We start from the raw sequence: 13,364 nt of genomic DNA, 5'->3' as shown, positions 1-13,364 counted from the left end.
ATAATTTGATAACTAAATAAAAAAGAATAATATGAATGTAGCAATAGTAGGACTTGGACTTATGGGTGGCTCACTTGCACTGAGTCTAAAAAAGTTAGATTTTATCGATAAAATAGTTGGAAGTGATCACAACAAAGAGCACCAAAAGCAGGCATTAGAGCTTGGTTTGGTTAGTGAAATAGTAAATTTTGAAGAAGTAAAAAACTATGATGTAATCTTTTTAGCTATCCCTGTTGATGGTGTAATTTCTGCACTTAGCAGTTTAACAGACATTGATGAGAGTACGACTATTATTGACCTTGGAAGTACAAAGTCTAAAATAGTATCTTCTGTTCCTCCATCTATAAGAAAAAACTTCATTGCGGCACATCCAATGACCGGAACAGAAAACTTTGGTCCACATGCAGCTGTAGAAGGTCTCTATCATGATCAGGTAGTAGTTTTATGTGATTTAGAAGATAGTGGAAAAGTTCAACAACAAGTTAGCAGAAAAATATTTAAAGCTCTTGGTATGAGAAAGTACTTTATGGGCTCAAACGAACATGATCGTCATGCAGCTTTTATATCTCATATGCCTCATGCTATCTCGTACTCAATAGCCAATACTGTTATGAAGCAAGAGAACAAACATACAATTTTAGCTCTAGCTGCAGGTGGTTTTCGTTCTATGAGTAGACTTGCAAAAAGTTCACCAAATATGTGGGAAGATATCTTTAGACAAAACAAATCAAATCTACTTGAAGCTATAGACCTTTTTGAGGGTGAACTTAAGACTCTAAAAAAGAGCATTGAAAATGATGAATGGAGTGAAGTAAATAAGACCATGAATGATGGTTATAAACTTCACGATATTTTAGACTAGGTTATACTTTTCAACTATCTCTTTTAATTGTTTTTTATCTACATCTATCTTAGCATCCGAATAAATATTTCTCTCTAAAATATCTATGATGCTTTGAACTTGCACATCATCTCTATATGGAAATAATTTTACTAACAACGTTTTAGGATCTTTTATAGAGACACTTCTTTCTTTCTTTAAATACTTCCACGGTTCAAGCAACATTAATAATATACCTGAGAATATTCCAAGTATAAAAATCACAACAATCCAAGAATTTGCAAAAGGGCTGGCTTCTTCAACAACGGTAGGTATAACTTTCTCTTCTCTTTTTATAGTAAGTTCTTCTTTTGGTTTTGCATTTTTTACTTTTATGCTGATCTCATTCGTTGAGATAGTTTTAATCTCTTTTGTGACTGGATCAAAGTACTTTAAAACAAATGGTGCAATCACAAAATCATGCTCTGCTACAAAAGCTATTTTTTGAGTTAGTTTATTACCATTTACAACTATTTTTTCATCAAAAACATTTACACCTTCTATGTAAGGTTTAAAACTTTTAATATCTTCTAAGTTACCGTTTCCTAAAACCTCTATAGTAAGATTAAGCGCTTCACTTGGGTTTATCTCAGGCTTATCTGCAGTAGCAATTATGCTAAAATCACCTACGAGATCAACACCTCCAGGCAGTGGCTTTACGTCCACACTCAACTCATTTGAATAGTAAGTTCTCCACTTTATCTTTGGTATCCATGCACCCCAGCTGTCACGAACATGTGCTCTAGATGCTATACGCATCTGAGCCTTAGTAATATTTAGTTTTCCTACTCTTTGAGCCGCCATAGTGTAAATTACTTTTGAAACTGAATATATTCCATCTTGGCTTCTTTGCGGTTTGGATTCATCTTTAATCCAAAAGCCTTTTAACTCAGGTGCTACGAACTTACTGTCCACCGCTTCAGCATCTCTTTTTTGTTTAAAAAGAAGGGTTACTTCAAATGGTTCACCGACAAAAACTTCTTTTGTAGGAGTCTCAAGTAATAAAATAAAATCAGCATCCTTATTTGCAACAACTTTACCTACTTCTATCTTTACTGAGTTACTCTTTTGAATTTTTCCATCTATCTCAACTTCTATGGGTTCTATCACACAACTCTTTTGAGGCATAAACTTGTAGCTAAGTATGTTACTTCTAGATACATCTCCATTTTTCATCTCAATAGATGTTTGTGAACTGGTAGAGATAACATCAGTCCCACAAAGACTTTGGATATTTGGCCTCTGGATATCTACCCCGGAGATATGTAAAGAGTATGTAACCATCTCACCATCTTCTATGCTAGTAGCATCTACAGTTGCTTTTACACTTGCTTCTACTGAGTATTGTAGTAATAGTAAATATAAAAGTATTTTACCAAGGTTTTTCATCGCTAGTTTCCTTCATAGGTTTTTGCTCACCCAATTTATATAAATAACTGTTTTTTTGTAAATTCAACTGATCTAACCATTTAGCTTCTTCAGCATCACTCATTTTCTCTTTAGATAAATTTTGAGCTTTACTTTTTGAATCAGAGCTTTTCTTCTCATCATCTTTATCAAGTTTTTCTAACTGCTCTTTTTCATTTTTTTCATTCTTTTTGTCTTCTGTATCTGAGTCTTTTTCTTCTTTAGACTTCATGTCATCAGATTTCTGCTCTTTATCTTTAGACTTTTTACTTTTTGAGCTATCTTCATCTTCTTTAGATTTGTCTTTTTTATCTGAATCTTTTTCCCCGTCTTTAGAATCTTGGGATTCACTTTTGTCGTCTTTCTTTTTATCTTTTTTGTCATTTTGTTTATCACTTTTTTTAGAATCCTGTTTTTGCTTTTGTTTTTTAAGAAGTTTTTTTACTTCTTCTAAGTTTTCTCTTGTATTTTTGTCTTCTTCTATCTCCAAAGACTTCTCATACGACTCTACAGCTCTTTGAAGATTTTGTCCCTTTGCATGAGCATTACCCATATTAGAGAAGTTTTTTGCTCTTAAGCTATTATCATTAAAAGTTGCCCTCTCGTACAAGTTCACAGCTTCTTCATATTTTTTTTGTTTATAAAGAGAATTCCCAGCATTAAAGTAACTCTCGCCTTTTTTAGACTCCTCAGCATACTTCTCATATAGTTTGCCGGACTTTTCATAATCCTCAGACTTATAAGCTTCTTTCGCCTCATTTAGATCCATAAAGTCTAAGATTCCGCCTCTAAGATCCATAGATGCTGACATAAATAAAGAAAGGAGTAGGAGTGAAGGAAGTTCAACTCGAACTCTCTTACTCATAGAGCTAGTTGCAATCAGTAAAAGAAAAAGAGACATTGCTACAGGATAGTAAAAAAGAGGAATATACTTATGTATCTCTTCACTCTTTAAATCTTTTTCTTTTGATATATTTTTTATCTCTCCTAGCATCGCTTCTATGTCAGAAGTAGAAGTTGTATTTTGAATATATACCCCGCCACTGGAAGTTGCCAACTCTGATATATTTTCATTTAGTTTTGAGACAAGTATCTCTCCATGTTGCTTGATAAAACTTCCGTTTTTTAGCTTTATTGGGGCACCTTTTGTAGTACCTATGCCCAAGATAAAAACAACTATATTACTTTTTTTTGCAAGTTCTATCTCTGCTGAAAAGTCTTTAGAGTCTCCGCCGTCACTAAGTATGAGAAGATATTTTTCACCTTCACTGTTTTGTGATTTTGAAAAGACATCCAAGATAGACAGGAAATCCGTTCCCTTTTGAGTTATGGAAGTAGTATCTAGTTGAGTCAGTAAAAAGCTTACGGCACTTGTATCAAAACTAAGTGGTGAAACAAGGTATGAGTTTTTTGCAAAAGCCATAATACCGATACGCTCATCAGGAGCTTCTGATAGTAGAGTAAGAGCTTTTTGCTTTGCTAACTCTAAACGATTTGGATAGACATCCTCGGCTAACATTGAGTCTGATATATCAAGTGCTATCATGATATCAGCACTCTTGGCTTTTACTGTAACTACTCCGTCATCTATAATAGGTTGAGCAAGTGCAATGATTATAAAGAGTCCAATCATAAAGAACAGTGCGTTTCTTGCACGAAGAGTCAGAGTATTTGCACCAACTCTAAGCTTGTCCATAACCTCTTTAGAGAAAAAATGTGCTTGAGTCTCTTTTTGAGTAAGAAGAAGTCCAAATAGTATGATAAGAGGCGGTAACATGTAGTATAAAAATTCAGGATGTAAAAAACTCATGCATGCCCTCTTTTATTTCTCAAATATACATAAAGCATCAGAGAAAGCAAAGCTATAAAAAGAGGATAAATATAGTAGTACTTAAGATAGGAAAATGTTTCAGCTTTTATCTCTGACTTTTCCAGTGCATCTATCTCTTTGTAAACTTCTTGTAGCTCAGTCGCACTGGCTGCCCCAAAAGCTTTACCTCCGGTTTTCTCAGCTATCTTTCTTAAAACTTGAATATTGTATTCATGAGGCATTCCAATACCAATAGGATAAACTTTTATCTTCTCTTTAGCTGCCAGATCAAGGGCAACATCAAATGGTATTCTATCTATTTCGGGAGTACTAAAACCGTCTGTGAGTAAAATAGCTACCTTGGACTTTGACTCACTCATCTTTAAAAGATTTACACCTTGTGCCAAAGATGTATATAGTGCTGTGTATTGTCCAGCCATTCCTATGTAGAGTTGTGAGACAATTTTATTCAAAATATTTTCATCATAAGTCAGAGGGGATGCAATAAATGAGTATGCTCCAAACACGACTAATCCTATATTGTCGTTTTGTCTCTCTTTTATAAAGTTACTAACTATCTCTTTGACTACATCAAATCTTGTAAGCTGAGGGTTTTTAACATCAAAACCCTGTGCTTTCATGGACTGAGATGCGTCTAGTATAAGTGCTATTTCATAACCATCTTTTGGTTCAAGTTCATAAGGTTCATCTTTGACAGGTGACATCAAGCTCAAGATAAGCATTATGATTCCCAACCATTTAAGGAAAAACAGCAACTTAGATGCAGATACAGAGCTTTTCATAAACTGACCGGTATGTGGAAAGTACAGAGATGGTAGTTTCATCTTACATAGCGAAGCGCAGGCTACGAAAAAAAAGATTACAAAAACAAGTCTAGGGAACTCAAAATAAAGTCCGTCAAACATCAATCATACCCTTATAAACTTCTATATAACCTATTACCTCAGCGTCAAACAGATCAACTTCTTTTCTATATTTGTAAGATTCCAACCTTTGGACAATATTATCATACATATCAGAATGTCTTTGAGAGTCATCTTTAAAAGTAAGCCCAAGTACGGTAATAGCATATGCAGCGTGTTTTGTATTACTTAGGTCTAGTGAAGTTATAAGTTTATAGTGTTCTTTACGTATGTTATAAGCATTTTTTGCTTTAATATATTTGTATGTTAAGTAAATAATCCCCAAGACAATTAAAAGTGATATAAAGCTAATTCCTAAAAGATAATACAAAGAGTACTCTTGTATATCAACTATAGGTTTAATGTCATGGAGTGGAATGTCAAAGTTTTGTTTTGTTTCTTGCATCTACCTTCCCTCAAACAATCTACGAAGTTCTACACTAGCTACACTGTGAGTATATATTTTAGTAAATCTAATTTGATGTTTTCTAAGTGTGTCATATAGTTTATGGTCATGCACTGCAACTTTTTTAGCATAAGCTTCTACGCTTGAAGAGTTAAAATCACCTTCTAACACTGCCCCGCTCTCCGGATCAACAAGAGATGCAAAGCCCATTTCAGGAGGTTTTTCTTCAAGTAAATCGCGAACAATCACAGCTACAACTTCATGTTTTTTTGCCAGTAGTTTAAAGTCTGGAATCTCAAAAAAATCTCCAATAACCAAGATAAGTGATTTTCTTCTTAATCGTTTATATAGAGTGTCTGATATGACTTTAAAGTCGACTTTTTGATTTAACGCATTAAAGTCTAAGATATTTGAAACATTTTTTTGAATTTGGTGAAGTTTTTTGCTTGGTTTTGAAGTTGAAACCATTTTGTCTGTAAATATATATGAACTTAGCAAATCGCCATTTTTAAGAGTTGAAAAACCAAGAAGTGCCGATATCTCAGCTATTGTGTCTTGTTTAAATTTTTTAGAGCCAAAGTGAACACTTCCATTTAAAACTGCAGCTAGAACGACATTTAGTTCCCTCTCTTCACGGAAGATCTTAATAAACGGTTTTTGCATCTTAGCTGTAATGTTCCAGTCAATATGGCGGATATCATCACCGGCCATATATTCACGAAGTTCAATAAAATCGTATCCTTCACCTTGAAAGATAGAAGGGTTGTTACCGACCATTTCACTGAAGACTTGTCGTCTTGCCCGAACTAGAATTTTTTGAAGTTTACTCATATTTTGCTATCTCAGTTTTAAAAATTATTAATAATTATTCATAGGAGTATAGCTAAACGTGGTTAATGATTAGTGAAAAACATAGTGGTTAAAGTATGTGCTTAATAAGATATAACATAAATGATGCTAGAATAGGAACAGCACTATAGATAGTGTAATACTTATAATATGGCTTAAACATGTTTAATTTATCAATTACTCAAAGATATATACCTGCCGTTTTACTGGTGGCATTTTTTATAATTATTGCTAATTTACTCACTAAAAACGTGATTAGCTCAAATGAAGAGTATGGAAAAATAATTAATGTTAGTGGTAAACAGAGGATGCTTTCTCAAAGGCTTGTTATACTTGGAACAAACTATATAGCAAACCAAAATAAGTCTACAAAAAGTGAACTTCAAGATGCGATAAATGAGATAAGTTCAAGTCATCAATATCTACTAACCAAAGTTTTCACTCAAGAACTACACTCCATTTACTATGATAAAGGTCTCAATAAAGAGCTAGAAAACTACATCCTAAATTTTCAAAAACTACTTTCAACTAACGATCAGTCCTATCTAACTGAATCTAGAAACTCATCAAAATCTGTACTTATAAAACTTGATAAAGCTGTAAAAGAGTATGAAAGGTATGCCAACTCTCAATTGGATACTTTAGCTAATTATGAGTTTTACTTAATGCTAATAACTCTGTTTGTCCTAATACTTGAAGTATTTTTTATCTTTAGACCTGCAGCTAGAAAAATTGAAGAAGATACAAAAGAAATAACTAATAAAGAAGAGTATGAAAAAGCGGTAATCGAGTCAAATAATAACGCTATTATAGCAATTGACTGGACAGGTAAAATCACTACCTACAATAAAAAAGCAGAGCAGATGTTTGGCTGGACTAAAGATGAGATGCTCAACACAAGAAATCTTACAAACATAATTCCTCCAAGATACAGAGAAAAACATAATATTTCTTCACTTAAATTCCTTACAACAGGAGAGTCATGCGGTATCCTGGGTAAAGAACATGAGCTAGAAGCTATAAAAAAAGATGGTTCTATTTTTCCTATTATTATATCTTTTGGCTCAAAATACAAACCAGATGGCGCACTCGTAGTAGCAAATATATCTGATATCACTGTTCACAAAGAGAATGAGAGCAAACTAAAAGCTTTAAATGAAAACCTAGAAGCTATCATCGATGAAAAAACAAAAAAACTTCAAGAGATCAACGAAAATCTATCATATCTTGTTGAGAGTAAGACTAATGAAAACATCAAACAGTTAGAGATCATTCAAGAGCAATCAAAACTCGCTTCTATGGGTGAGATGATAGGAGCTATTGCTCATCAATGGAGACAGCCTCTTAATGAGATAAATATGAGTATTCAGAACCTTGATGATGATTATAGTGACGGTCTGATAAATGAAGAGTTTATAGATAATTTTATAGATAAAAATAAAAAGACTGTCAAGTTTATGAGTAACACTATAGATGACTTTAGAAACTTTTTTAGAATTGACAAGGTAAAAGAAAAGTTTAGTTTAACAGAAGCTATAAGCTCAACTATTTCAATACAGTCAACACAGTTGAGTAGTCATAATATTGAAATATCATTAAGTGGCAATGACTTTGAAATAAGCGGCTTTAGAAGTGAGTTTCAACAAGTTATCTTGAACCTTATTAATAACGCAAAAGATGCAATACTAAGTAAGAATATACAAAATGGAAAAATAGATATTAAACTCAAAGATAGAAATGTAAAGATTCAAGACAATGGTGGTGGTATACCGCAAGATATAATCAACAGAATATTTGAACCGTACTTTACGACTAAAGATCAAGGTAAAGGCACAGGAATAGGTCTATATATGTCCAAGATGATCATTGAAGATAATATTGGAGGAACTATAAAGGTCCAAAACTATGATAATGGTGCAAAATTCACTCTAGGATTTAGCGATGAATGAATACTTTAACTTAGCCACAATCCTTTATGTAGAAGATGAAGAAGGTATTAGACTTGAAACGTCTAAAGCTTTAAGAAGATATGCCAAAGAACTTTTCATAGCAAAGGATGGTCAGGAGGGATTGGATCTATATAAAAAGCACAATCCTGATATTGTCATTACAGATATCAAGATGCCAAAAATGAACGGCATAGAAATGTCAAAAGCAATCAAAGAAATAAACAATGAACAATCGATAATAATCACTACAGCACACAGTGAAAGTATATATTTCATGGAAGCGATTGAACTGCAACTTAGTGGGTACATTTTAAAGCCCGTTGACAAAAAATTGTTAAGAAATAAGATAATTGAAATAGTAAAAACTATGATAAAAGACAGAGAGTTTAAAAAGAACAAGACTTTAATGGAAGAGATAGCAAACCTACAGAACAACATTATTATAGTATATGATGAACTATACAATATGATTTTCGTGAATCAAATGTTTTTAGACTTTTTTAAGATCGACAATATAGAAGAGTTTGTAAAAAGGTATGAGTGTATAGAAAGTACATTTATTCAACATAAAGATTTTTATTCTCGTAGAAACCATGGCATAAAGCATTGGATAAAAGATATTAATGATTTTGATGATAAAAGGCAAATTGTATCAATATTAGATTATAGAGGCATGTCACCAAAATCATTTTTAGTAGAGATTAAAACAGTAAAATCAACCAAACACAATATATGTACTTTTACTGAAGTAACAACAATGATAATCGAGAAAGAAGAGCTAGAGAAAAAAGCATTTATTGACGAGTTAACAGGCATTGCAAATCGCGCGAAGTTCAACCAAGTGCTTGAAAGTGAAACCAAAAAATTTAAAAGATATAAAGAAGATCTCTCTCTTGTCATGTTTGATATAGATTATTTCAAAAATATAAATGATACATTTGGACATCAAGTAGGAGATGTTATTCTCTCTAGTCTATCAAAGTTAGTTGGTTCAAATATTAGAGTTGTTGACTTTTTTGCAAGATGGGGTGGAGAAGAGTTTGTTATTTTATTACCAAATACAGAAATAACATCTGCCGTCTCTTTTGCAGAACATATAAGAGTATATATAGAAGACTTTGTTTTTACAGAAGAGTTGAAAGTGACATGTAGCTTTGGAGTAGCTCAAATAGGTGAGGATGACACAGAAGAGAGTTTGTTAAAAAGAGCAGATGAAGCTTTATACAAAGCAAAAAACAGAGGAAGAAACAGAGTTGAAAGCCTTTAGAGATAAAGGCTTATCTCTAACTATGGAATAGCTACAGTCTCTAAAACTTTTTGAATTATCTCATCAGTTGTAATACCTTCAGCTTCAGCTTCATATGTTAAAACAATGCGGTGACGCATGATCTCTTTCGCTATGTAAGCCACATCAACCGGTGTTACGAAATCTTTACCTCTTAGGTATGCCATAGCCTTTACAGCCTTAAACATATCAATACTTACACGAGGAGATGCACCAAATTGGATAAAGTCTTTTAACTCTTCTAAACCATAATCAGAAGGATTTCTAGTTGCATTAACCAACTCAATAATATACTCTTCAACCTCTGCGTCTACATGAATCTCTTTAATAGCTTTTTTCAACTCTTCCAAATCATCATGAGTTACTACAGGTTCTATAGTCTCAAACTTTCCACTCGATATTCGTCTTGCAATCTCAAGCTCTTCATCTTTTGTATTATAATCAACAACGATCTTTAGCATGAATCTATCTAGTTGAGCTTCAGGAAGCTGGTAAACACCCTCTTGTTCAACAGGATTTTGAGTAGCCATAACAAAGAAAGGAGGGTCTAGCTTAAATGTAGCATCTCCTAAAGTAACCTGCTGCTCTTGCATAACTTCAAGTAGAGCTGATTGTACTTTTGCAGGAGCACGGTTAATCTCATCTGCTAAAAGAAGATTTGTAAAAATAGGACCTTTTTTGATTTTAAAACTGTTGTTTTGCGGATCATAAATCTCTGCACCAAGTATATCTGAAGGCAGTAAGTCAGGAGTAAATTGAGCTCTCTTAAAGTCTAAGCCTAGTGATTTTGCAAGTGCATTAACTGTTGTAGTCTTTGCAAGTCCTGGAACACCCTCAATAAGAATATGTCCTTCACATAAAAGAGCGATGAGAAGTCCATCAATCATTCTTTCTTGTCCAACAACTACTTTAGAAACTTCTTGTTTTATCATTTGTATCTTAGAAACCATACGTAATTGACCTTATGTTTAATCTGATGTAAGTATATCTAAGAGGGGTTAATGATTGCTGAATTGCTATCTTCTTTCCATCTTTTTAAAAACTCTCTTCTCTCATAAGTCTCACAACCTAGCTTTTGTTTATATTCCATATGAGAATGTCCTAAGTTCCAAAAAGAAAAACCCTCTTTTTCCAGAAATTGGGCAAGCAATACTAACTGTAAGTTACCATAATTGTTATATTTTTTTTCTTTTAAACTAAAACCGCTAAGACTTGTATATGTAGTTCCAATAATGTAACCTATTTCTCCGGCAATAACTTCATCTGTATCTTTTGAAATCACTTCAGCAGAAATTATCTTGAAATTTTTTATCTCATTGTTTCTTGCATATAATTTTTTTAAAATTTCCAGATACTCTTCTTTTAACCAGTTATATTTATGTTGCTTACAAATATTTTCAAGGACTTCATAAAATCTTTTGTTTATAGAGAAGCTATAACTCTCATTGCTCAGTAATTTTTTTACTTTTTTTGAAATATGAAGGTCTTTAAAATCTAAAACTGCATAATCAAACTGAAGCTCTGGAAGAAGTACCAATCCACCTTTTGTATCATATGTAGTACTTATAAATCCAGCACGGGCTAGTTCTACATAAAATTCAACAGACCAATCGTCACTCCAGTAATAGCTATTTTCCATATCTATAGATATTGCTTCTTGAAAATATCTCTTATCTTTTAATTTTTCATGAGTTATATAGTATATTTGAGGTTGTTTATACATAGTGTGAGTATAGGGAAATTAATCTAGTTTAAGATTAATGCCTATAACTTCATTGATGCCTTGAGATTTGATATCTTGTTCTAAATGGATTGAAGCATTTTTATATGCGCTTGCCATTGAACCATTAAATCTCTCTTTTACTATAACTGATTTACCACCAATACGCTGAGCTTTGTCAAAAACACTCACATTCAGAGTTAAAACGGCTATCTTTCCACTGACTCTATCAGTAGTATTTACTTTTACATGTACAGCTTTTTTCTTAGAGTTTGTAACATTAAAACCACTTTGTGCCAAGTAGTTTTTTATGCTATCAGCAAACTTAGCTGATTTTTCATTACCGCTAACAAAAAACTTCAAACTTTTAGACTCTGCTAAAAACTCTTTTTGTTTTTTAGTTATAAAGTCTAAATTTTCTTTTTTGTTGAAAGTCTTATCAAGTTCTGCAATGATTAAAATTTCAGAGAGTAGTTTAGTTGCACTCCCAGACAACTCTTTTTTAGTGTTGTATCTAGTTAGAGCATCTCTGCCTTTAAGATCAGCATATTTTTGAGATATAATTTTTTTCTGAGCTTCAAGATTTTCTTTCATACCCTTTACAAGCTTTTGCTTATCTGTCTCAATCATAACAGCAAACTCTCTGTAACTGACTTTATGTGATTTAATAACCCTATAGTTATTTATCTTTACTTTAGATACACCAGACTTGATTTGATTTTTAATATTTGAGTTTACAAATACGCCACGAACTTCTTCATTACTTTCGTATGTAGATTCTATGGTAGTGCCAAGCTTAGCAATCATATCACTTAGAGCAGCTTTGATTGCAGACTCTCTATCAGACTCAACACTCATGCCATACATAAATTGATCATTGTCACTTGGAAGTGGAGCACTTATCCATGCAGGTAGTACTTTTGGAGTGGGTTTTGCAGCAGGAGCGGCAGCAGAAGAGCTACCACCACAACCTGTAAAGATTAGAGCTGTAAATATTAATAGTAATGAACTTTTAATTACTCTATTTTTACTTAGCATTCATTTGTCGCTTTGCTTCTTCTCTCTTTTGAATTGATCTATCAATTCTAGAAAGTGCCAAGTTGATTTCTTCAACAGGTTCAACTGTTAATGAATCAGCCATAGCATATATTTTTTTAGCTTCATCTAAATTACCTCTAGCCTCTTTTACAACACCATATACAAATGCAACTACATAAGATTTACCATCTAACTCGTCAAGTAAACCCTGTAGTATTTGCTCAGCTTTATCCATACGACCAGCTTTAATATACGCTAATGATGTCTCAAAAGTTTTCTCTTGTTTGCTAGTCACATTTTTTAGTTCTATCTTATCAAGTAATGCAACACTGAAGTAGATATAGTGCGGAGTTAGTTTATATACAAACTCATTAGCTATAGCACTTGTTAATCTATTTAAAGCTTGACCTTCTGAAAGAATAGCTTTTCTACAAGAATCTCCACTATACTCTTTATTGATAGTATCACCATAGATGATAGAACCTGTCTCAACATTTACAATATTAAGGTTTGCAGATACTTCAGCCTGAATAGTCTTACATGTAACCTTATAGTGCTTATATCTAACACATCCATCTTTAGTCCATTTAAGACATTTTTCTCTATCTTCTACATATTTATCAGTAGTTGCAGTAGCAGAAGCTATTTCCCCATTAATAACAGCCTGAGCACCTATCAACTTACCAACCTTAGTTGCAGTAGCTTCATCCATTAGCTCTGAAGATTGAAGTTTTTGCTCAGCCATGATCTTATTTAAATCTTTACGACTAACTACAGTAAAGTATCTCTTTTGATCAAGCTTATGCTTAGCTATTTCAGACTCAATTTTACCAGATAAACCATGTCTATCATTTTTAAAACCGCTAATCGCAACTTTCTTCTTTGTAGCCATTTCTCCCACTTCTGCTGGATCCAGTGCTTTGATTCTAACCTTTTGAGCACAACCACTCATCAGTAATGCAACAGCAGATGCCGTTAGTAACAGTTTTAGTGATAATTTCATTTATCTTCCCTTAAATAATTTAGAAAAATTCTAGTTAAAAATTATTTAACTCTACATTAATTCTATTACTTTTTTACATTCACTGTTACAACTG

12 protein-coding genes are annotated in these 13,364 nt (G+C 32.8%); 3 read left to right on the top strand and 9 right to left on the bottom strand.

Annotation, left to right across the window (positions count from 1 at the left end; genetic code table 11):
* Window positions 1-31 precede the first annotated feature (31 nt).
* The gene (locus ABZC13_RS04120) at window positions 32-862 is read left to right on the top strand and encodes a prephenate dehydrogenase (RefSeq protein WP_373000490.1); all 831 of its coding nucleotides are present in this window, start codon (window positions 32-34) and stop codon (window positions 860-862) included.
* Here ABZC13_RS04120 and ABZC13_RS04115 read toward each other — a convergent pair.
* From ABZC13_RS04115 to ABZC13_RS04095, 5 genes are read right to left on the bottom strand one after another with little or no spacing between them, the layout of a single operon-like run.
* Window positions 854-2,269, bottom strand: coding sequence for a BatD family protein (locus tag ABZC13_RS04115; RefSeq protein WP_373000487.1), 1,416 nt, complete (start codon window positions 2,267-2,269; stop codon window positions 854-856). The genes ABZC13_RS04120 and ABZC13_RS04115 overlap by 9 nt on opposite strands.
* Window positions 2,253-4,097, bottom strand: coding sequence for a VWA domain-containing protein (locus ABZC13_RS04110; protein ID WP_373000484.1), 1,845 nt, complete (start codon window positions 4,095-4,097; stop codon window positions 2,253-2,255). Before ABZC13_RS04110 ends, ABZC13_RS04115 begins: the two co-directional genes overlap by 17 nt.
* The gene (locus tag ABZC13_RS04105; RefSeq protein WP_373000481.1) at window positions 4,094-5,023 is read right to left on the bottom strand and encodes a VWA domain-containing protein; all 930 of its coding nucleotides are present in this window, start codon (window positions 5,021-5,023) and stop codon (window positions 4,094-4,096) included. The genes ABZC13_RS04110 and ABZC13_RS04105 overlap by 4 nt, the downstream gene beginning before the upstream one ends.
* Window positions 5,016-5,426: a hypothetical protein gene (locus tag ABZC13_RS04100; RefSeq protein WP_373000478.1), complete on the bottom strand. Its 411-nt coding sequence runs from the start codon at window positions 5,424-5,426 to the stop codon at window positions 5,016-5,018. Before ABZC13_RS04100 ends, ABZC13_RS04105 begins: the two co-directional genes overlap by 8 nt.
* Window positions 5,427-6,257, bottom strand: coding sequence for a DUF58 domain-containing protein (locus ABZC13_RS04095; protein ID WP_373000475.1), 831 nt, complete (start codon window positions 6,255-6,257; stop codon window positions 5,427-5,429).
* Between the two features lie 179 nt (window positions 6,258-6,436).
* On the opposite strand from ABZC13_RS04095, the gene ABZC13_RS04090 reads away from it, so the two are divergent.
* On the top strand, window positions 6,437-8,224 hold the full coding sequence (locus ABZC13_RS04090; protein ID WP_373000472.1) for an ATP-binding protein: 1,788 nt from the start codon (window positions 6,437-6,439) through the stop codon (window positions 8,222-8,224).
* Window positions 8,217-9,491 (top strand): diguanylate cyclase, encoded by a 1,275-nt coding sequence (locus ABZC13_RS04085; RefSeq protein ID WP_373000469.1) that lies wholly within the window; start codon window positions 8,217-8,219, stop codon window positions 9,489-9,491. The genes ABZC13_RS04090 and ABZC13_RS04085 overlap by 8 nt, the downstream gene beginning before the upstream one ends.
* A gap of 20 nt (window positions 9,492-9,511) precedes the next feature.
* On the opposite strand, the gene ABZC13_RS04080 is transcribed toward ABZC13_RS04085, so the two are convergent.
* Genes ABZC13_RS04080 through ABZC13_RS04065 form a run of 4 tightly spaced genes read right to left on the bottom strand, consistent with a single transcriptional unit; the run spans window position 9,512 to window position 13,270 of the window.
* Entirely contained in the window at window positions 9,512-10,459 is a 948-nt protein-coding gene (locus tag ABZC13_RS04080) for an AAA family ATPase (RefSeq protein ID WP_373000466.1), read from the bottom strand.
* Between the two features lie 38 nt (window positions 10,460-10,497).
* Complete coding sequence (locus ABZC13_RS04075) at window positions 10,498-11,232, bottom strand: hypothetical protein (protein WP_373000463.1); 735 nt, start codon at window positions 11,230-11,232, stop codon at window positions 10,498-10,500.
* Window positions 11,233-11,250: 18 nt separating this feature from the next.
* Complete coding sequence (locus ABZC13_RS04070) at window positions 11,251-12,267, bottom strand: hypothetical protein (RefSeq protein WP_373000460.1); 1,017 nt, start codon at window positions 12,265-12,267, stop codon at window positions 11,251-11,253.
* Window positions 12,257-13,270: a CsgG/HfaB family protein gene (locus tag ABZC13_RS04065; RefSeq protein ID WP_373000457.1), complete on the bottom strand. Its 1,014-nt coding sequence runs from the start codon at window positions 13,268-13,270 to the stop codon at window positions 12,257-12,259. The genes ABZC13_RS04070 and ABZC13_RS04065 overlap by 11 nt, the downstream gene beginning before the upstream one ends.
* Between the last annotated feature and the right edge of the window lie 94 nt (window positions 13,271-13,364).

The sequence above is a fragment of the Sulfurimonas sp. genome (assembly GCF_041563035.1).
GTDB lineage: Bacteria > Campylobacterota > Campylobacteria > Campylobacterales > Sulfurimonadaceae > Sulfurimonas.
The sequence above is the reverse complement of the archived record's forward strand: the minus strand, read 5'-3'. Positions and strand labels throughout refer to the sequence as shown.